The organism is Idiomarina sp. 28-8, assembly GCF_000320945.2.
Classification (GTDB): domain Bacteria; phylum Pseudomonadota; class Gammaproteobacteria; order Enterobacterales; family Alteromonadaceae; genus Idiomarina; species Idiomarina loihiensis.
The window spans coordinates 171829-192924 of the sequence record NZ_DF266791.1 but is presented as its reverse complement, the minus strand read 5'-3'; the positions used below and the strand labels follow the sequence as shown (position 1 = coordinate 192924).

At 47.1% G+C, this 21096-nt stretch carries 17 protein-coding genes; 8 read left to right on the top strand and 9 right to left on the bottom strand.

Annotated elements, in window-relative coordinates; all coding sequences use genetic code 11:
• Positions 1-8 precede the first annotated feature (8 nt).
• Positions 9-1217 (top strand): NupC/NupG family nucleoside CNT transporter, encoded by a 1209-nt coding sequence (locus tag RJ32_RS08810; protein WP_034821333.1) that lies wholly within the window; start codon positions 9-11, stop codon positions 1215-1217.
• Positions 1218-1255: 38 nt separating this feature from the next.
• On the opposite strand, the gene tesB is transcribed toward RJ32_RS08810, so the two are convergent.
• Entirely contained in the window at positions 1256-2116 is an 861-nt protein-coding gene (tesB, locus tag RJ32_RS08805) for an acyl-CoA thioesterase II (RefSeq protein ID WP_011234776.1), read from the bottom strand.
• A gap of 258 nt (positions 2117-2374) precedes the next feature.
• Between tesB and acnA the strand changes: the two genes are divergently transcribed.
• On the top strand, positions 2375-5044 hold the full coding sequence (gene acnA, locus RJ32_RS08800) for an aconitate hydratase AcnA (RefSeq protein WP_011234775.1): 2670 nt from the start codon (positions 2375-2377) through the stop codon (positions 5042-5044).
• Between the two features lie 45 nt (positions 5045-5089).
• Here the strand turns inward: acnA and RJ32_RS08795 are convergent, their stop codons facing one another.
• Both RJ32_RS08795 and folK read right to left on the bottom strand, forming a co-directional pair.
• Positions 5090-5797: an SDR family NAD(P)-dependent oxidoreductase gene (locus RJ32_RS08795; protein WP_011234774.1), complete on the bottom strand. Its 708-nt coding sequence runs from the start codon at positions 5795-5797 to the stop codon at positions 5090-5092.
• Positions 5794-6165, bottom strand: a complete 372-nt coding sequence (folK, locus tag RJ32_RS08790) for a 2-amino-4-hydroxy-6-hydroxymethyldihydropteridine diphosphokinase (protein WP_011234773.1) — start codon at positions 6163-6165, stop codon at positions 5794-5796. The genes RJ32_RS08795 and folK overlap by 4 nt, the downstream gene beginning before the upstream one ends.
• Positions 6166-6310: 145 nt before the next feature.
• On the opposite strand from folK, the gene RJ32_RS08785 reads away from it, so the two are divergent.
• Genes RJ32_RS08785 through asnB form a run of 5 tightly spaced genes read left to right on the top strand, consistent with a single transcriptional unit; the run spans position 6311 to position 11443 of the window.
• The gene (locus RJ32_RS08785; RefSeq protein WP_011234772.1) at positions 6311-6799 is read left to right on the top strand and encodes a hypothetical protein; all 489 of its coding nucleotides are present in this window, start codon (positions 6311-6313) and stop codon (positions 6797-6799) included.
• Positions 6792-8228 carry a sodium:solute symporter family protein gene (locus tag RJ32_RS08780; protein ID WP_034821324.1) on the top strand — a complete coding sequence of 479 codons (1437 nt, stop codon included), beginning with the start codon at positions 6792-6794 and terminating at the stop codon, positions 8226-8228. Before RJ32_RS08785 ends, RJ32_RS08780 begins: the two co-directional genes overlap by 8 nt.
• Positions 8215-8337, top strand: coding sequence for a hypothetical protein (locus RJ32_RS15360; protein WP_255801631.1), 123 nt, complete (start codon positions 8215-8217; stop codon positions 8335-8337). Before RJ32_RS08780 ends, RJ32_RS15360 begins: the two co-directional genes overlap by 14 nt.
• A 4-nt stretch (positions 8338-8341) precedes the next feature.
• Positions 8342-9409, top strand: a complete 1068-nt coding sequence (locus RJ32_RS08775) for an aspartate carbamoyltransferase (RefSeq protein WP_034821322.1) — start codon at positions 8342-8344, stop codon at positions 9407-9409.
• A gap of 18 nt (positions 9410-9427) precedes the next feature.
• Positions 9428-11443 (top strand): asparagine synthase (glutamine-hydrolyzing), encoded by a 2016-nt coding sequence (gene asnB, locus RJ32_RS08770; RefSeq protein ID WP_034821319.1) that lies wholly within the window; start codon positions 9428-9430, stop codon positions 11441-11443.
• A gap of 14 nt (positions 11444-11457) precedes the next feature.
• Here the strand turns inward: asnB and msrB are convergent, their stop codons facing one another.
• A complete protein-coding gene (msrB, locus tag RJ32_RS08765) occupies positions 11458-12516 on the bottom strand; it encodes a peptide-methionine (R)-S-oxide reductase MsrB (protein ID WP_370543301.1) in 1059 nt (352 codons plus the stop codon).
• 99 nt (positions 12517-12615) lie between these two features.
• Between msrB and RJ32_RS14525 the strand changes: the two genes are divergently transcribed.
• Positions 12616-13665 (top strand): hypothetical protein, encoded by a 1050-nt coding sequence (locus tag RJ32_RS14525; protein WP_082815452.1) that lies wholly within the window; start codon positions 12616-12618, stop codon positions 13663-13665.
• Here the strand turns inward: RJ32_RS14525 and RJ32_RS08760 are convergent.
• From RJ32_RS08760 to RJ32_RS08740, 5 genes are read right to left on the bottom strand one after another with little or no spacing between them, the layout of a single operon-like run.
• Positions 13569-15338 carry an ExeM/NucH family extracellular endonuclease gene (locus RJ32_RS08760; protein WP_034821314.1) on the bottom strand — a complete coding sequence of 590 codons (1770 nt, stop codon included), beginning with the start codon at positions 15336-15338 and terminating at the stop codon, positions 13569-13571. The two genes, RJ32_RS14525 and RJ32_RS08760, sit on opposite strands and share 97 nt — an antisense overlap.
• A gap of 1 nt (position 15339) precedes the next feature.
• Positions 15340-15819, bottom strand: coding sequence for a MarR family winged helix-turn-helix transcriptional regulator (locus tag RJ32_RS08755; protein WP_011234765.1), 480 nt, complete (start codon positions 15817-15819; stop codon positions 15340-15342).
• Between the two features lie 17 nt (positions 15820-15836).
• Positions 15837-16934, bottom strand: a complete 1098-nt coding sequence (locus RJ32_RS08750) for a peptidoglycan binding protein CsiV (protein WP_034821312.1) — start codon at positions 16932-16934, stop codon at positions 15837-15839.
• A 15-nt stretch (positions 16935-16949) separates the two neighbouring features.
• The gene (gene mfd / locus RJ32_RS08745; RefSeq protein WP_034821309.1) at positions 16950-20432 is read right to left on the bottom strand and encodes a transcription-repair coupling factor; all 3483 of its coding nucleotides are present in this window, start codon (positions 20430-20432) and stop codon (positions 16950-16952) included.
• 47 nt (positions 20433-20479) lie between these two features.
• Positions 20480-21088, bottom strand: coding sequence for a PilZ domain-containing protein (locus tag RJ32_RS08740; RefSeq protein WP_016341348.1), 609 nt, complete (start codon positions 21086-21088; stop codon positions 20480-20482).
• Positions 21089-21096 lie beyond the last annotated feature (8 nt).

Genomic DNA, 21096 nt, shown 5'->3' with positions numbered 1-21096 from the left:
GTTCTTCTATGAATAGTATTCTCGGCATTGCCGTCATCTTTATCGTTGCCTATTTAGTTTCAACGAATCGTAAAGCTATCCGCTGGCGAACGGTTATTGGAGCCTTTGCTATACAGGTTATTCTTGCAGGCTTTGTGCTTTATATTCCTATTGGGCGTGAGCTGTTGTTTGGTTTTGCCCAAGGAGTTTCCGCTGTAATTGGTTACACGCAGGCGGGCATCGACTTCTTGTTTGGTAATCTGGCATCTGAAGATTTTGGTTTTGTTTTTGCCATTCAAGTTTTGTCAGTCATTGTTTTCTTCTCCTCTCTTATTTCCGTTTTGTACTACTTAGGCATTATGAAATGGGTTATTCGCATTTTGGGCGGGGGGCTACAAAAGCTCTTGGGCACCAGTCGCCCGGAGTCCATGTCCGCCGCTGCTAATATTTTTGTCGGACAGACCGAAGCACCTATGATGGTGCGGCCATTTATCGGAACGATGACCCGTTCTGAGCTTTTTGCCGTGATGGTGGGGGGAATGGCGTCGGTGTCCGGTTCAGTTTTAGCGGGTTACGCCGGTGTTGGAGTTGAGTTGAAATACCTGATCGCCGCAAGCTTTATGGCAGCTCCCGGTGGTTTCCTCATGGCGAAGATGATGATTCCCGAGTGCGAGAAACCGCGTAACGATTTAGAAGAAGTGGAAGTAGAAGACAATTCTGCAAACGTGATTGATGCCGCGGCTACGGGCGCGTCGAGCGGTCTGCAATTAGCCATGAACGTTGGTGCTATGTTGTTAGCCTTCGTTGCGCTTATTGCACTGGTTAACGGTATTTTTGGCTGGGTTGGCGGTTGGTTTGGGTATTCTGAAATCACCTTACAGCAAATTTTTGGTTATGTATTTCAGCCCGTTGCCTATGTATTAGGGGTCAGTTGGGATGAAGCTAACCTGGCGGGAAGCTTTATTGGTCAGAAGCTGGTTATTAATGAATTTGTCGCCTACCTCGATTTTGTCAATTACAAAGATCAGTTAAGTGAAAACTCGCAGGTTATCATTACCTTTGTGCTTTGCGGGTTTGCGAACTTTTCGTCTATTGCTATTTTGCTGGGCGGGTTAGGCGGTATGGCGCCCAGCCGACGCCATGACATTGCTCGTTTAGGTATGCGGGCTTTATTAGCAGCGACTTTGGCAAACATGATGAGTGCTGCAATTGCCGGTTTCTTTGTTTCTCTGACCTAATCAGTAAACGTCAATACGCCCTAATATCGGGGTCGCGTTTAGCCGCGATCCCGAATCACTCCTTCTTGAATTGTCGATGCTACTAGCACACCATCACGCGTGAATATTTGCCCGCGCACTAAACCGCGCTGACCACTGGCAGAAGGGCTATCTATTGCGTAGAGCAGCCAGTCATCCATACGGAAGTCGCGATGGAACCACATGGCATGATCAACGGTTGCAACCTGCATATGGGGTTGAGCAAAGCTCACGCCATGAGGCTGCAGTGCTGTCGGTAAAAAGTTAAAGTCTGACGCATAAGCCAGCAAGTATTTGTGCACACGCTGATCGTCCGGCATGTTGCCGTTAGCTCTGAACCAGACATAACGGCGAGGCTCGTCTTTTTCAGGTTTAAATGGGTTATATGGGGTAACAAAGCGCATTTCTATGGGCTTGTCGCAAATGAACTTTTTGCGTAATGGTGCCGGTATTAACTCTTCGTGTTCACGATAAATATCCAAGTCTGAAACTAAGCCTTCAGGACCCGGCACTTCAGGCATGGTGTCCTGATGCTCAAAGCCTTCTTCCTGTTGCTGGAAAGACGCCGTCATGTAGAAAATGGGTTTACCATATTGTATGGCTTTGACTCTGCGTGCGGAAAAACTTTTGCCGTCACGTATGGTTTCAACGTCATAAACAATGGGTTTTTTGGCGTCACCCGGGCGTAAAAAGTAACTGTGAAACGAATGGCACACTCGCTCCTGAGGTAAAGTTTCTTTAGCCGCCGACAGCGCCTGTCCAATGACCTGACCACCAAAAACTGCGCCAAAGCCTAGATCCTGACTTTGTCCACGGTAAAGACCGTCCTCAATGCTCTCCAGGGTTAGCAGGTCGAGTAAATCATCGAGTACCTGACTCATCCATTATATCCTTATTTTATTCACTAAGACTGATGTCTGATTGATCTTAAACACTTTTTACCGACTATGTAATATAAACACAATTTATAATAAAAATAGTTGCTTAACTGAGTACTTAACCAGCAGTTAATTGGCACAAACTTTTGATTTATGTTTTCATCAAAGCACACATTTGATGGCTGAAACGGTTCTGTTTGTCTATATTTAAGAGACCGTTTAGTTCACAACGACGCTTTGGAAGCGAATGGGAGAGAATCTATGTCAGGCAAAGACAGTCTGAAAACCTTAAGTTCGTTAGATGTTAAAGGAAAAACCTTTCATTATTATAGCCTGCCTAAAGCAGAGGAAGCCTTAGGAGACATTTCTAAACTTCCTGCTTCAATGAAGGTTTTACTCGAAAACCTATTGCGTAATGAAGATGGCGAAACCGTCACGAAAGACGATTTGCAAGCCATGGTCGACTGGTCGAAGAAGAAGAAAATTGACCGCGAGATTCAGTACCGGCCTGCGCGGGTTCTGATGCAGGACTTCACCGGTGTTCCGGGTATTGTCGATTTAGCGGCAATGCGTGACGCCGTGGCGAAAGCCGGGCATGACCCTGAAGTCATTAACCCGTTGTCGCCGGTCGACCTGGTCATTGACCACTCGGTAATGGTAGACAAATACGCAACTGAAGGGGCCTTTAAAGAAAACGTCCGCTTTGAGATGGAACGTAATAAAGAGCGTTACGAGTTCCTGAAATGGGGGCAGGGTGCCTTTGAGAACTTCCGCGTAGTACCGCCGGGGACCGGTATTTGCCACCAGGTGAACCTGGAGTATTTAGGCAAGAGTGTCTGGACGAAAGAAGAAGACGGCAAAACTTTTGCTTATCCTGACACTTTGGTTGGCACCGATTCGCACACCACCATGATCAACGGTATTGGCGTACTTGGCTGGGGCGTTGGCGGTATCGAAGCCGAAGCTGCAATGCTGGGGCAGCCTGTTTCTATGTTAATACCGGAAGTTGTCGGCTTCCGTATGACCGGAGCGCTGAAAGAAGGTGTAACCGCGACAGACTTGGTATTAACAGTTACTCAAATGCTGCGTGAAAAAGGCGTAGTAGGTAAATTTGTTGAGTTTTACGGTCCTGGTCTGGACAACTTACCGTTAGCTGACCGCGCAACCATTTCAAACATGTCGCCGGAATATGGCGCAACCTGTGGTTTCTTCCCGGTAGATGATGAAACCCTGCGCTATTTCCGTCTGTCAGGTCGTGATGAAGAAACCATTGAGTTGGTTGAGAAGTACTCTAAAGCTCAGGGTTTGTGGCGCGACAATGATAACGAACCGGAGTACACCGATACGCTGGAATTAGACTTAAGCACCGTAACAGCCTCGCTTGCCGGTCCAAAACGCCCGCAGGATCGAGTGAATATGGAGCAGCTTGGCAGTAATTTCGACCTGATACTGGAAACTAACGGTAAATCGGGTGAGAAAGACAAAGAAGTAAAAGTTAAAGGTAAGGACTATTCCTTATCGCACGGTGATGTTGTCATCGCTGCTATAACTTCTTGTACCAATACGTCAAACCCAAGCGTCATGATGGCAGCAGGCTTACTGGCTAAAAAAGCAGTGGAAAAAGGGCTGGTTCGTAAGCCATGGGTGAAATCGTCATTGGCTCCGGGTTCTAAAGTAGTTACTGATTATTTCGCAAAAGCCGGTTTAGATGAGTACCTTGATAAACTTGGCTTTAACTTAGTGGGCTACGGTTGTACTACCTGTATTGGTAACTCTGGTCCGCTGGACGATGAAATAACGGAAGCCATTAATGAAGGTGACCTGACGGTATCTTCTGTGTTGTCAGGAAACCGTAACTTTGAAGGCCGTGTTCACCCTGAAGTTAAAGCGAATTGGCTGGCGTCACCACCGCTAGTGGTTGCCTACGCGCTGTCGGGTACAACGCGTACTGACTTGAGTAAAGATCCTTTAGGTAAAGACTCTGACGGTAATGATGTATTCCTGAAAGACATTTGGCCTAGCAGTTCAGAAATTGCTGAAGCTGTGAAAATGGTTGATAACGAGATGTTCGGCAAAGAATACGGAGAAGTCTTTGAAGGTGATGAAGAATGGCAGTCAATTAGTGTTGCCAAAGGCAATACCTATAACTGGCAGGACGACTCTACTTACGTTAAGAACCCACCGTTCTTTGAAGGTATTGATAAGCCACTGCAGGCACCGAGCGACATTAAAGACGCTAACGTGTTGGCGGTATTTGCGGACTCAATTACGACGGATCACATTTCACCGGCAGGTTCTATTAAGCCAGATTCGCCAGCAGGTAAGTATCTGCAGGAAAATGGCGTCGAAATTAAAGACTTTAACTCTTATGGTTCGCGTCGTGGTAACCACGAAGTCATGATGCGCGGTACTTTTGCCAATATTCGTATTAAAAACCAGATGCTGGATGATGTTGAAGGTGGTTACACCAAGTACATTCCAACTGGCGAGCAAATGGCCATTTACGATGCCGCCATGAAGTATATGGAAAATGACACACCATTGGTTGTATTAGCTGGTAAAGAGTACGGTACCGGTTCTAGCCGTGACTGGGCTGCCAAAGGTACAACGCTGTTAGGTGTTAAGGCCGTACTGGCTGAGAGCTATGAACGTATTCACCGTTCTAACCTGGTGGGTATGGGCGTTCTGCCGCTGCAATTTGTTGAAGGTGAAGGTGTTAAAGAACACAAGCTGACTGGCGAAGAGCAGATATCGATTTTAGGCCTTGATGATAACCTCAAGCCTGGACAAATGCTGAAAGTTGTTGCTAAACGCAAAGACGGAAGCGAAGTCGAGTTTGAGGTTAAGTGCCGTATCGATACTGGTAATGAAATGAGCTACTACAAAAGTGGTGGTATCTTACATTACGTATTGCGCGGAATGCTTAAATAAGAGTCGCTATAGTGAACTGAAACCCGGCCACCGTGCCGGGTTTTTTTATATCATTAAGCCGCGACCGCCGTCGACTTTAATGGACTCGCCCGTAATAAACGGGTTGTCGCGTAAAAAGCGAACGGTTTCTATCATTGGCTCTAAACCCCCTTCAACCCGCAATGGTGTCTCATCCAGAACCTGCATACGATGTTCTTTATCGTGCTCTGGTAAAAATAGAATAGGGCCTGGCTGAATGGCGTTGACTCTTACTGATGGCGCTAAACTTTTAGCAAAGGCCTGGGTCATGTTGGCGAGCCCGGCTTTCGCTGCGCAATAAGCAATATAGTCTGTAGACGGGCGGTCAGCGTAGATGTCCGTAATATTAATAACCAGTCCATTCCCGGAATGGCTTAATTGCCGTTGCAAGCCGCTTATAAGCAGATAGGGTGCCATTCCGTGTACCTGGAATACCGCAGCTAACGCGTTGTTGTCGTTATCAACGGTTTCGTTGTCGAAAAAACAGGAAGCGTTGTTAACCAATAGATCGACAGAGTCCGTAGCGCTGCTAATAGTACGCACCATGGCCTGAATACTGTCTATGTTGGTGAAATCTGCTTGTACGCCCTGAGCGCCAAGTGCTTCCAGCTCGTCAATACCGTCACGCGAGCTATTGTAGTGAGCAAATAACTGGTAGCCTTCAGTCAGCAAGGCTTTGGCCAGTTCAAAACCAAAACGTCGTCCGGCGCCTGTAATAACTGCTGTTTTTCTCATGAGGTGAGTCCTAAATCTGGTAATAAAGAGGTTAAATATTCCGGTACCGGAGGTTTCTCTTCAAGCCGTCCCAGGATATCAATATCTATGGTGCGATCTTTAAAGCTTCTTTGTGGGTCTGAGCGGTCGCGGCCCATAGCCTCTTCGATAGCATTAAACTTTTGCTTTAATTCATTCGCAGACATAGGCGTGCGAATAATAAATAAGGCGTTCAAAAAATCGTTATTCGTATCCATGTCGACTGGTGAAGTCGGTATGTTTCGTGAAAAGCGTATATCGTCGGATAAAGCTTTAAGGGCCACTTGTGCCTGAGGAAAATGTGTTTCAGGCTCAAGGTTTGAACCGAGACTGCATAAATACTTTTGCATTGAATGACTGACCACTAAACGTAAATAATATGTTGAACTGATTACGAGCAATAACAGTAAACAGATGACTATTTTAAACAGTTGAAATTAAAAAATTCTGCTGCTAGCCTGAGATTTCAACTAATGCTAATGAGCAGAAGTTTTAATGACAACGCAGAAAAACGGCTTTAACTATTGCTATATTTTGTTTGCTTTATGTTTGTTGGTAATGTTGCCAACAACTGCGCATGCGAGCTCGTTAAAACTGAGCGGGCCGGACTCCGTTGTAAAAGAAGGTTACTTCACTGTTTCTGTTAGCGCTCTGAATTTTGACGAGCTTAACAGAGTTACTATTGAAGTTGCCAGCAATTCAGAGTTTGCCAAGAGTACTCGTCAGTTTCCTACACTAGGTGACTTCCAGGATATTTCACTTACCGGTTTTAGCAATGGAACTTATTATTTGCGTGCTAGAGCCGAAGGTCCTGATAACCAAATTTATACCAGCAATACTATTGAGATAACGGTGGAGCACTATCCGCTCTGGCAATCTCTGACTTTATTCTTCGTCGGCCTGGTTATTTTCATTACTTTGGTAGCAACCTTATTATTGCTTCATCGGCAATGGATCCACTCCAGACAAGAGCGCCATGACTGAATTCGCACTGGATACTAGTACCGGCATCACGATTATCGTCCTGTTTGGGGTGTTCTGGGTAGCCTTTGGTTATTGGCTGGGGCGGAAGAACCGCAGCCACGAGGACTTTGCTCTGGCAGGGCGGAATGTTGGTTTTGCGTTTGCAGCGGCAACGGCTATGGCCACCTGGGTTACCAGTAACACCACGCTGGTTGCTCCCCAGTTAACCTATCAATTCGGCATTTGGGGCATGGTAGGGTATTCCTTTGCTGCTCTGGGCTTAGTGCTGTTTGCACCTATGGCTAAACGCATTAAGGAACTGCTTCCTAACGGTTATACATCGGGCGACTTTGTGCGTTTGCGTTATGGCAATCTGGCCTGGCTCGTCTTTATCATCATTTCTGTGGTTTATGCTTTTGGCTGGTTAATTAGTCTGGGTATGGCTGGTGGTATTTTGCTTGAGTCACTCAGTGGGCTCGATTATCACATTGGCATGACCACCATACTGGTAATTTGTGTCGGCTATACACTTTTTGGCGGAATGCGGGCGGTTATTGCTACCGACTTTATTCAGGCTTTAATCATCATTGTCGGTGTCAGTTTTATCGCGTACTGGATAATTGATAATGTTGGCCTGGAGAGCATCCACAGCAACCTGACAAGTGAGCATCCGCAGCTTTTGGACATGCTGTTTCCGGCTGCCGTCATGTTTCTGTTTAACAATATTTTCTTCGGCCTTGGGGAAATCTTTCATTCCAATGTCTGGTGGTCACGGGCGCTGTCTTTTAAAAAGAATGTGGCTTACAAGGCTTATTTAACCGGTGGCTTATTATGGCTGCCCATTCCTATTGTTACCGGGTTCATTGCGTTAGCTGCGCCTCAGCTGGGAATTTTTCCACCAAGCCCCGATATGATTGGCCCTACCGTTGCCGCTGCTGTACTCGGTAAAGCCGGAGCCATTATTGTTTTTATTGTTATTTTTTCTGCGTTGGCGTCCAGCCTGGACTCGTTACTCGCAGCTACTTCAGATTTAGTCACGCAGGATATTTTCCATAAAAAACTGAAACCTAAAGCCAGCGACAAAACATTAATGCGCTTTAATCGCAGTTGTATTCTAGGCTTAGGAGTCGTTACCTGGTTATTGTGCTTGCCGCGCGTTGCAACCTTAGGTGCTCTATTGAATTTTGCCGGAGCTTTTGTTGCCAGCACCATCTGGCCAATAGTACTGGGGCTGTATCATCGTCGGCTGACGGGAACATACGCGGCGTGCGCTATGGGGTTCGGTACGGCATTTGGTATGCTGAGTTATTTTGTTGTCGGCTTCTATGTCGCCGCTTTAGTGTCATGTGCAGTTTCCGGTCTAATATGTCTAGTAGGCACTTTTCGCAGTAGCGAAAAGTTTGACTGGGACACACTAAATGAGAAGGAGCAGTCAAATGCTAATCAGTGAACTGGCTTTTGAGTGGTTAATTTCTTTGGCGCTAATAATGACTTGCTTAGCTCCGGTTTTGTTACTGGGGCTTTTTATTAAAGATTTTATTTCTAAAACCATATGGTAATTGTATGACTATAAAGGATGTCTCCTTTGAACGAGAGCGCCCCGATGTTTGCGGCGATGCTCATCCAAAGGCGTTATTAAAAGCAATTCAGGAAGATGGTGATTACTTGCTGAACTTGTCGAATCAGCATGTTGTATCTGCTGATCAGTTTTCGCAGCTGGGGATGCTGCAACTGTTCCGGCTTGCTGCAAAGTACGAGGCTAACCCTCGTCGTTTTAGTACCTCATTACAGGGCAAAATTTTAATCAGCGCGTTTTACGAGCCAAGTACTCGTACTCGTCTGTCATTTGAAAGCGCCTGGCACCGTCTGGGCGGCGATATTATGTCAATTACTGACCGTTCTACTACCGGCATAGCCAAAGGTGAACGTTTAGCCGATGTGGCTGAAATGTTTAATAACTATGGTGACTGCGTGGTGTTGAGGGACAATAATGAAACCTCACTGGAAGAGATGATCGATTCGCTGCGCATTCCTATTATTAATGCGGGTAATGGTTCAGATGAACACCCGACTCAGGCGCTTACGGATATGTACGCACTGTTTAAATGGCGTCCCGATTTAGTGACGGACGAAGCCGATAAAGCGCCGATAAAAGTTGGCATTATTGGTGTGCCAAATAAAATGCGTACCGTGCGCAGCTTTATTAAATGTTTAGTGAAGTTTCCAAAAGCAATTGATGAAATTGTCATTATTCATGACGAGGAATCGTCGACTCAGCTGTTTGGAAGTGAGCAACGAGAACAGATTGAGCAAGCCGGAATAAAGATTCGTACGACCCGGGATTTAGAGCAGGTACTACCAGAGCTCGACGTGGTTTATATCAACGCGATTTCGTGGGAAGGTGATACCTTTAGTACTTATGGCAGTGAGTTTCACTTAACGGCGCAGTCTCCGCTAAAAGACAGCGCGATTATTTTACACCCTTTAGCGCGCGGTGAAGAATTATCCGCCGATCTCGACCATACGCCTCATAACTGGTATTTCAGCCAGGCAAGGGGTGCGGTGTTTTTACGTATGGCGCTGCTGACCTGTATGGTACAGCGAGCTGAACGCGTCATTGATGTCGTCTGATACGAGGAAAAGCAAAGAATGTGCGGAATTGCTGGCGTTTTTCATCATCAAACGGAAAGAGCGATTGAACCCCAAACCTTAGTTAATATGGCTGCGATAATGCATCATCGTGGTCCCGACGGGTTTGGTTATGAAGTACAACAAGACTACGGCGTAGGATTTAGTCACGCCCGTTTATCCATTATCGACCTAGATGAAAAGCGAGGTCGGCAACCTTTTATATCAGCCGATAAACGACTGATGCTGACTCATAACGGCGAGTTTTACGATTTCAAACGCATACGTGCGGATTTAACCGCTCGTGGCGCACGCTTTAACAGTAAAAGCGACTCTGAAATTGTTCTTCACCTGTTTGAGCGTTACGGACTGGAGGACACCCTAAAGGAGCTTCGTGGAGAGTTCGCTTTCGGCTTATTCGATGCAAAAGATGAAAGCCTGTACCTGGTGCGCGACAGATTTGGAATTAAGCCTTTATACTGGACGGAAACGGAGCATGGCGTGGTGTTTGGCTCTGAGCTGAAAGTGTTGTTTGCTCACCCGGACGTTAAACGGGAGTTTTCGGCAGAGGGCTTATACCACCAACTGATTCAAGTGATGGTGCCGGGCTCTACGGCTTTTGAAGGGATTAATCAGGTTCAGCCGGGTTATGTGGTTAAGTTGCAGCGTAAAAATGGCAAAGTGGTTGCAACGGAACATAGATACTGGGATGTCGATTTTCCGCCGGAAGAGAGCTATCCGGGAGCGGATGTTGACGAGGAATCTTATATTGAAGGGGTCCGCGCTAAGCTACTGGAAGCCGTTCAGCACCGAATGACAGCTGACGTACCTGTAGGTTGCTATTTGTCCGGTGGCATTGATTCATGTGCCATTCTGGGACTTGCGTCCGCCTCAACCCAAACCTCGGTAAAAGCTTTTACCATAGGTTTCGATTCTGCTGACTATGATGAAACACCTATTGCAGAAGAAATGGCTGCAGCTACTAAGGCTGATCACCACATTATGCGGCTTAAAGCCGATGACCTTTACGACCATTTCGTAAAAACTTTGTGGCATACAGAACGAACCATATATAACACGCTGGGCGTAGCCAAGTACCTGATGAGTAAAGAGGTGCATGAAGCCGGCTATAAAGTCGTGATGACCGGAGAGGGTTCTGATGAACTCTTTGCCGGTTACCCGGCTTTTAGAAAGGACATGTTCCTGCATGGACTCGACCATTTACCGGAAGTAGAGCGGGTTGAGTGGCAGGAGCTGTTGGAGAAAAACAATAAACTCTTTAAAGGCGCGATGTTGGCTCGCGAAGAGTTTGTCAGCGAAGCTTTTAACCAGAAAATGGGTTTTACTCCAAGTTGTGTGCAGCCGTGGCTTTCCTGCTCATCGGTTGCGCTGCCGCTTATGTCGGAGAACAAGCGAAAACAGGTTGAAGGCTATGACCCCAGCCTGGCTATTGCCAACACGCTTGATAAAGACATGCTGGATGGTCGGCATCCGCTGGACAGAGCTCAGTATGTCTGGATTAAAACCATGCTTGAGGGGCAAATTCTGACCTGGGGCGGCGACCGGGTGGATATGGCTAATTCAATGGAGGCGCGCCCGGCATTTTTAGATCATCACTTGGCGGAATACGCTTTCACTGTGCCACCGCACCTGCGTATTAAAGGCAATAAAGAAAAATATGTGTTGCGTGAAGCCATGAAAGGCTTGTTGCCGGAAACGCTGTATAAACGGGAAAAGTTCGCTTTTATGGCGCCGCCGGCGCACACCGACCCGGAGAAGTGGAAAGCTGTTGAGAAGCTGGCGGAGCAGTTCCTGAATGCTGAGGCAGTTAAGTCAGCCGGTTTGCTTGACTACGACGAAGTGGTGCGGACCTTTGAACGGCATCAGGATGAGAATGTTCCGAATGAAGAGCGTGTGCAGCTTGATGCCGTCATCAACCATATGCTTGGTGTTCAGGTGCTGCACCATCATTTTGTAGCTACTGATGTGCCCGCGCAGGCTCAGCAGCGTGCTACTGAGTTGGGCTGGACAGCCTAATTATTACCGCTTAACTAATCATCGGTGACTGCAGGAATGTAGTCACCGTACCCTTCTTCCTCCATTTTTTCTAAAGGAATAAAGCGCAGTGCCGCTGAATTCATGCAGTATCTTAAACCAGTAGGCGGTGGACCATCATTAAAAACGTGGCCTACATGAGAGTCTGCTTTGCGGCTGCGAATTTCAGTCCGGGTATAGAACCAGCTGCTGTCATCTTTTTCTACTACCGCGTCTGGGCTTATGGGCTTAGTAAAACTTGGCCAACCGGTACCCGATTCGTATTTATCTGCTGAAGAGAAAAGTGGCTCACCACTTACTACATCTACATAAATACCCTTGCGCTCATTGTCCCAGTAGCGGTTATCGAAGGCGGGTTCCGTTTGGTCTTCCTGAGTCACTGCATACTGAATATCCGTTAGGCGTTTTTTCAGTTCGCTGTCACTAGGTTTAACGAAACTTTGCTGCTCAGCTTTACCTGTCGGGTTGTCATTCGTAAATTGCTGATAGTCAACGTCCGAGGTATCGCCCCAATGCTTTTCAACGAAGTCATAACGCCCCGAGTTGTAGGTATAAATGCGGTAGCGAACGGGGTTCTTGTCGTAATAGTCCTGGTGGTATTCTTCAGCTTTGTAGAAGCTCTTAAAGGGTGTTATTTCAATAACCACCGGGTCAGGGAAGGGGCCATTTTTATCCAGCCATTCGCGCGACTCCATAGCTATGCGCTTTTGTTCATCATTATGATAAAAAACAGCGGGGCGATACTGTTTACCGCGGTCAACAAACTGTCCGTCGTTGTCTGTCGGGTCACTGATACGCCATAACTTCTGAAGTAATGCCGCGTAGCTTACGACATCCGGGTTGTAGTATATCTGGGCTGCTTCCGTATGCCCGGTTTTACCTGCTGAAACCTCTTCGTATGTCGGGTTGACTTCGTCACCTCCGCTGTAGCCAGAAATGACTTCCCGGACTCCGGGCATTTTCTCGAAAGCTTCTTCAACACACCAGAAACAGCCGCCGGCAAAAGTCGCGACTTTTTCATTTTTTTGCTTTGTTGGCTCGCTATTCTGTGCCATGCTGAAACAAGATACTAACAAACCGACAATAACAATTATAAGGCGAAACGACATAGTGTTCTCCAACCAAAGGTGGTGTTTAGTTATAGACCGTTCAATATGAAAAAGATTACTTGGTTAGCTTTTATTTTTAGTCTTGGTTGCCAGTCAGCTACAGAAGCTCAACAAGCTGATGAAGAAGATGGTATGTGGCTGGACAGTTTCCGCAGCGGGCTTGGAACCTCGGTAGATGTAACCGCGCGTTGGTTTGACGGCTTGTTCGGAAATGAAAGCATTAATCAATATGAACGTTCATATGGGCGGCTTTCGGTTGCGCCGCAATGGGATCAGTACGATGGCTTTGAAGTTAAGTCGCGTTTTAGAGCCCGGGTAACCTTACCTAAGCTAAAAGAAAACGTTTCAGCTTTCATTGGCCGGGTTGATGAAAATGAGTTTCTGGATGATGATTCTACCGGTCGCCCTTCAGTTATTCGTTCTCCTCAGTCAGACGAAGAGTGGCTAGTGGGTTTAGGTTTTGATCCCGAAATTAACGAAGCGCATCGAGTGTCCTACAGTATAGGTATCCGTGGTGGTTTACGGTTTGATACCTATGCCAGAGCCCGCTACATGACAGGTTTTGTTTTTTCAGGCAATCAGCAAGTTCGTATGCAGTCTTCAGCTTTCTGGCGCGACAGTGACGGCTTTGGTGTTGCACAGAGAGTGGATTATGAAGCCACATTAACTGATACATGGCTATTAAGGTGGGCTTCTAAAGGCACCTTTGCAGAAGAAACAGACGGTATTCGCTGGAACAGTACTGCGCGTTTATATCATTTGTATGGGCAGGAAAAAGCCTGGGCGACAGAAACCTGGATAGAGGGCAATACTGACCATGAAGTGCCTGTTCAGGACTATGGATTGCGCTTTCTTAATCGTCAACGATACTTACGGGACTGGTTTTTTGTGGAAACCTGGGTTGGGTACCACTGGCCTCGCAATCTTATGACAGAACAGCGTAACGGTCAGTGGTTGCTTGGTGTTGAGTTCGAGGTTCACTTCGGAACCGATAATGCCTACATGCCAGAGCCAGAAAAAACTAAGTCCAGTACTAATGGATCATGGTCAGAAGAGCGAAATGGGCCTTCTGCAAAGTACGCCTCATCGCGGTAATCATATAGCTGGGGTTCGTCAGCATTAAAGGGTAGGTGATACACCTCCTGAATCGCGTCTTTAAGTGAGTCTGTAACAAAAACGTGATCCAAAGCCCCGGCCTGACTGTCATAAACGTAAGAATAGTCTTTTGCGCCTGAAGGGTTATAAAAACCATTGTCAGCAAAATAACGCACCGGGTCTTCCTGATAGTAAGCGTTAAAATCGCCCAATAATACCGGGTTTGATAAAGACTCGCTCTGAATCCATTGAATTAACTCTTGCGAGGATTGAAGTCTTAAGTCGTTCCAGCACGCCTGCCCATCATTTTGATTACTATTTGGGCTTTCGGAGTCTTCCGGACAACTGCCTTTCGACTTGAAGTGGTTTACCACAACACTGAATTCTTTACCTGTGTTTGCGTCGATAAAGCTTTGTGCAAGAGGAGGCCGGCTTCCCCAGGAGAAAGGCCCCTGACGTGTAAATATCGCGTGAGAATTTGGTTTTACGCGCTGCGGCTGATAAATAATACCGACAGTAATTTGGTCTGTTCCGATTTTTTCTGCACGCGGCTCAGCTATTGCATAATCTTTCCCTGATGCTTTCTCCAGTGCCTTGACCAGTTGCATTATTGCGCTGCGCTCACCAAATCCGTCATTCTCAATTTCCATTAAACCAATAACATCAGCATCAATAGCTGTTAGTGCGGCAACAATTTTTTTCTGTTGTCGTTGCATTTGCTCAGGCGTGTCAGCTCCTCTGGGAGTCGGGAAACCTTGTCCGACGCCGTTTCCATTAAAGAAGTTCAGCACATTAAAACTGGCGATGCGCAAGGCCTTATCTGACTTCTCTGCCAGTTGCGGTTGCACCGACGGTGTTTCTAGTTCTAAGTCGTCGGTTGGCTGAATTCGGTAACGGTTATTGAACTGGCTGATAATACCGGAGAAGCTTTTCAGGGTTGCACCCGAACGTAGACTACCTTGTTCACCATGTTGAAGCTCTGAAAATGGCAGTGGACGTGGCTCGATAACATTGCTGTTGTCATCAACCTGCAAGCGGTTCAATTCGTTTTCCTGTGCCTGAAGTTTCGCGTCTTTTCCCGGCATAACGACTTGAGTTGGCGTCCATAAGCGCCCTGCGGAAATATCGAAAAAACCGTAGCGAGGGTAATTGTAATTGCCGGAAACCGTCAGGCTCTCGCCTTTAGTAGCGGATAAAATGACAGGCATACCTTCTAAGGCTTCAAGCGCGTCAAGTGATTCAACCGGAAGCTCCAGCTCAGTTGTCACAGGAAGTGTTTTTGCTTCACCACAGGTTGTTATATTGGATACCTCTATTAACGAGGTTAATTCCGAACGCTCTTCAACTTGTCCTGTAACTCTTACCCATTCACCGTTATTAATTTGTGAATGCTGCTTATTGGTTGCTATAAATAACCCCTCTGAAGTGGCAGGGTTCCCATCCATGTCTTCGGGCAAACTGTGAAGAAAAAAGCCGCCAAGCTGTTCAGATGGCTGCCAGCCTGCGGTAACAATACCGCGCACGGTTACTTGCTTACCAACCTTTGGAGACTGTTCACTGTCTCCCTGCACCTGTGAAATAGGAATAATCCCTTTGTCACTTCCACAGGTTTCTGCAATTGCAGCTCCCGATAAAAGCAGAGCGGGTAATAAGCTAAGTAGTCGTTTGTGCATGTTAGTGGTCCAGTTTATGGTAGCTTCCAACTTCAAGTACGGGCGCGGCGTCGAGACGTTCCGCATCCATCATATTGGCAATTCTTTGCATTGACGAGAGCAGCAACGACTGCTCCCATTCATCCAGTGCCTGAAACTTTTCGATGAAATCTTCCTGCAACGGCTGTGGCGCTTTTTCCAGTAGAGTCAGGCCCTGCTCAGTGAGGTACAGAGAAACCCTACGTTTGTCTTGTTCACTACGGTGTCTGTGGATTAACTGCCGATGTTCAAGGCGTTCGATGACATTAGAGACGGTTGCCGGGCTTAGGTTGATATTTTGTGCAACCTTACTGGCGGTTATACCGTTTGCAGCATTTATTTCACGCAAAATTAGTAACTGAGGCGCGGTTAATCCGGAATACTTATTTAGCTGCTTAGAGTATAAGTCGATGGCGCGAATAACTTTTCTTAAGGCCAGTAGCAGTTCTTCGTACTTTTCCATAATTGCCTCGTAACTTATTAGTACCTTGGAGCCGATAAGTCAGTACGGCGAATTTGAACGACAACCCCGAGTTTGGGGTGATCAAAGTAATGTGTTTCGTGACTGATAACGCGCCGTAACTGAGAAAAATAATAGCTACGTAAATAAGGTGTTTGTTCACTCGCTCCATTAAGAGCATACGCCGCCTGAGTTTCTAAGTTGTTGGCAATACGTTTGATTTCATCTTGTTCGCGTAAGTTGAACTCACCGTCAATATGCAGATAGTTACCGACCAGAAAAATATGCATTAAGCCATCAAATTCCCAGGCGAGCTGAGGGTTCCCGGCTGCCGTGAGAGGCGGGCGAACCGGGGTGTTATCTTTCGGGCTGATAAAGGGAGCGGTGCCGGATTCAATAAGGTTGAACAGGCGTTGGATATTATCCATGCGCTGCTCCTGACCGGCACTGGACAGCGGTGTATCGAGTGGTTCCTGCTCTTTGGGAAAACCATTATAGAAGAAGTCCTTGCCATAGTTTTTGCCGCCAAATAAGCGCATTTTACGACCGACACTCCGGGTAAAAACTGGTTGTCTCCAGGCTAGATGCAACAGCGATTTAGCCTGACCTTTGCGCTCGAGTTCGGTTCTGACTGGAGATAGTTCAAGGGCATCTGCAGGCATCAGGAACGGCTGCGAGGCCTGCTCTATATCGCCACCGGGGCCATCAATAACAACCTCAGTAGAGGCCATTTCAGATAACTTGTGTTCCGGTGCGAATGGGTTACCGGCAATAGGGATCCATTGTTCTTCGTTGTCATACTGGCAGGCAATATCAATTTGCCAGTTTTGTTCAGAGAATGCTTCGCAAACAGGCAGAGCGCTGCGAAGAGAGCGATTTTGTCGGCTGTAGTGAGGGGTTAATAAATCCCGGCTTTTATTAACCGCAATAGGCTGCATGGTTAAAGAAAAGTTTTCACCGGACTGATCGGTAGCGGTTTGTTTGAAGACCAGAACTTCAACTTCAAACCAGCGCCAATAATCTTTATTTGCCTGGGCCATAGCATTTACAGACACTAAAGCCGTTAATGCGGTTGCTAAACCCAGTATCGATTTTACACCCCGATGTACCAGCGCCATTTATTCACTCCTGTGTTACGCCGCCTGAGATTGCTCTGCAAACTCGTCTAGCAGAGACTCTACCAGTTTTAAGCGGCTTTGAGTATCTTCCAGTGGTTGACTCAAACGTAAACGGTTTGGCCCGTCCAGCTTATAATAGCTGGGCGCTTTTTGAATTAACCCAATAATTATCTCGGGGTTAATCTTCGTGTCGTCGGCAAACTCAATAATACCGCCCTGGTTACCAATATCAATTTTGCGTATACCTAACTGTTCAGCATTATTGCGAAGCTGTGTCTGTCGAATCAGGTTTTTTGCGGCGTCCGGTAACAGGCCAAAACGATCAATCAATTCAACTTGCAGGTCATCAAGCTCTTTGCTGGTTTCGCAGTTGGCTATTCGCTTATACAAACTTAAACGATTATTGACGTCTGGTATGTAAGCTTCAGGTAAAAGTGCCGGCAGTTTTAAGTCAATTTCAGCACGTTCGTGCAGCAGCTGTGCAAGCGCGGGTTCTTTGCCTTCTTTTAAAGCTTTAACCGCTTGCTCCAGCATGTCCATATATAAAGTAAAGCCAATGCTTTCAATCTGACCACTCTGATCATCGCCCAGCAGCTCGCCGGCACCACGAATCTCCAGGTCGTGAGTTGCCAGCATAAAGCCGGCACCCAGGTCTTCCAGCTGAGAAATCGCTTCAAGTCGCTTGTGTGCGTCTTTGGTCATACGTTTAGGGTGTGGCGTCAATAAGTACGCATAAGCCTGATGATGAGAACGTCCGACGCGGCCCCGCAACTGGTGCATTTGCGCCAGACCCAGATGATCGGCGCGATCCATAATAATGGTGTTGGCACTGGGTATATCGATACCGGTTTCAATAATGGTGGTACAGACCAGCACATTAAAACGCTGATGATAAAAATCCGACATAATGCGTTCAAGATCACGTTCACGCATCTGTCCGTGAGCAACCACAACCCTCGCTTCCGGAACCAGAGCTTCAATATCGGCTGCAGTTTTTTCAATGGTGTCGACATTGTTATGTAAGAAATAAACCTGACCACCGCGCAGAATCTCACGCAATATTGCCTCACGAACCGTTGGCTCGTCGTATTCGCGGACAAAGGTTTTTACTGCCAGTCGCTTAGCTGGTGGCGTGGCTATAATTGAAAGGTCACGAATGTTGTTCATGGCCATATTCAGGGTTCGCGGAATAGGTGTTGCTGTAAGAGTCAGAATATCTACGTCAGCGCGCAGGCGTTTAATTGTGTCTTTTTGTCTTACACCAAAGCGGTGTTCTTCGTCGACAATAAGCAGACCTAAGTCATGACACTTAACATTGTCTTGCAGTAACTTGTGGGTACCAATAACAATATCGACTTTGCCGTTGGATAAGTCTTCGAGAATGCCTTTTGATTGTTTGGCGGTTTTAAAGCGCGACAGCACTTCAACCCGAATGGCCTGATCAGCAAAACGGTCACTGAAGTTTTCGTAGTGTTGCTGGGCAAGTAGGGTGGTAGGAACCAGCACCATTACTTGTTTACCTTCATTAACTGCAATAAAGGCCGCGCGCATGGCCACTTCAGTTTTACCAAAGCCCACGTCGCCGCAAACCAGTCTGTCCATAGCGCGGGGCTGTTGCATGTCCTGCTTAACCGCATCAATTGCAGTCTGTTGGTCAATGGTTTCTTCAAACGGAAAGCCGGCGGCAAAACGTTGGTAATCTTCTTCGTTAATGTTAAATGCATAGCCGGGTTTCGCTTCACGGCGAGCGTAAATATCGAGCAGTTCAGCCGCAACATCACGGACTTTTTCCGCAGCACGTTTTTTGGCCTTGTCCCAGCTGTCGTTCCCCAGTTTGTTTAACGGCGCATGGCTTTCTTCACCGCCACTGTAGCGGCTTAAAACATTAAGGTTGGCGACCGGAACGTAGAGCTTAGCGCCGCCAGCGTACTCAATGGTAACAAATTCGGTGGTGACATTTCCGGCATCTAAGGTTGTCAGCCCCTGATAACGACCAACACCGTGGTCCAGATGAACAACCGGCTGACCGGCTTGCAGTTCTGCTAAATTGCGAATCAGTGTATCGGCGCTGACAGTGGCTTTTTGCTGACGTCGACGGCTTTGTACCACGCGGTTACCAAACAATTCGGTTTCGGTAATAAACCAAAGTTTGGCGTCTGGTAAATAAAATGAATTAATAATGGGGCTAATGATTAACCCAATTTGTTGGGTTGGGCATTCATCCAGCCCCGAGCAAAGTCTTACCTGAAAGCCAAGCTTGCTGACAATTTCCCGCAAGGCTTCGCGGCGGCCTGCGCTCTCGGCTGACAGCAGAACTTTTTCACCCTCTGCCAAAGCCTGTTCCAGTTTCGTCTTTAATTTGGCAAACGGCTGTTTTTGCTGATGGTCAGCTGCAATTTCCGTTACAGCCTCTGTCAAAAACGGCGTGGGACCGGGTTGTGCCATTTCTGCAGGTACATTGGCACGCACCCGTCGGTACTGTTTGAAACCGGCGTGAATATTATCGACCGGAAGAAACAGCTCATTGGGATGCAGTAATGGCCGTAAAGGGTCAAACTGACGTTGATCGTAGCGGTGGTTAATATCCTGCCACAGTCGTTCCAGGCTCGCCTGAATGTTGCCGAAAGTAACCAATACCGTGTCTTCGGGAAGGTAATCAAACAAGCTGGCAGTTTCTTCAAAAAATAACGGCAGATAGTACTCTATACCACCAGGTAACTGGCCTTTACTGACTTGCTGATACACCGATTCACGCTCAGTGCTCGCCTCAAAGTGCTCACGGTAATTTGCGCGAAAGCGTTCAATCGCCGTTTTTGTCAGTGGAAACTCGTGTGCGGGCAGCAAGTTAATGCCGTCTATTGGATCTTTTGATAGCTGAGTCTCAGGGTCAAACGGCCGAATGGTATCGACTTCGTCGTCAAAAAAGTCGAGCCGGTAAGGTGTCTGACTGCCCATAGGGTATAAGTCTAAGATAGAGCCGCGGGCACTGAACTCGCCATGCTCCATTACCTGATTAACATGACGGTAACCGGCATTTTCAAGCTGTTGTCGCAGCTTCAGGCTGTCGAGTTGCTGGCCTTTTTCAATTTGTAACGCTTGCCCCTGCACAAAAGAGGTTGGAGCAATTCGGTGCAGCAGGGTATTAATGCTGACAATTAGTGCGCCGCGCTTTGCATCAGGAAGGCGTGCCAGCACGCTGAGTCGGTCAGAAATAATGTCCTGATGCGGTGAAAAGCTGTCGTAAGGCAAAGTTTCCCAGTCGGGAAAAAGCGTAATGTCGTCATGGTATTCGGTGTGCTCACCGGCAAAGTATTTCACTTCCTGTTCTAACCGGTGTGCCTGGTTAGCATCTGCAGTGACAATTAAAACCCGGCCGGGCGTGGCGTCAATTAGCCGCGCTATGGCCATTGCTGGTGAGCTACCATGCAACTCTTGCCAGGTAAGGTCTTTGTTTGCTGCCGGAGGAAAAGGGGGTCTTAATACAGATGCCTTAGTCATGACTACTCAACTGGTTTGGAAAAACGTCGGTATTATACCGAAATCAATCAGGATTTGGATGACAGGTTGTCGTTTTGTTTTTCTTCGCGGCGTTGTTTGGAACGTTCTTTAAGCTGGCGACTCTGGGCATGAAGACTGGCCCGAATCAATAGCTCCTGATCTTCCTCGCGAATTTGAGCAAAGCTGAGAGTGCAACGATAAGTCTCACCCTCGTCTTCTGGTTCTGAGTTTTCAGCTGTCAGATAACAGTAAATTGCCAGAGCTTCCTCTTTAAAAAATAGTTTTGCCTGAAATGTCTGACCTTCGGTTAGTGGCGACTCATTTATTATGCGAATACCACCGCCGCCGTATTCAACGCCTTCAAAGCGGTGAGCCGGGTCATCTTCGTTGCGGAGCATGTAGCCCAACAATATGTTCATACGCTTATGTTGCTGCTCGAGAAAAGCGACCAGAGCACTGCCTGACGACTGTTCAACTTTAATGCTTTGCAGTTGTTGCTGATCACTTTCAGCCATGCTGGACGCAATAGTAAATAGTTCCGGAATCTCGGCAATAAACGCGTCTTCGTCAGGGATACTGTCAGCCGAATCCAGCGCAATTAAATTGACCGGGAAACGATCTCTTACGGTGAAGAAATCTCCGATTGGTGATGTCATTGATGTCT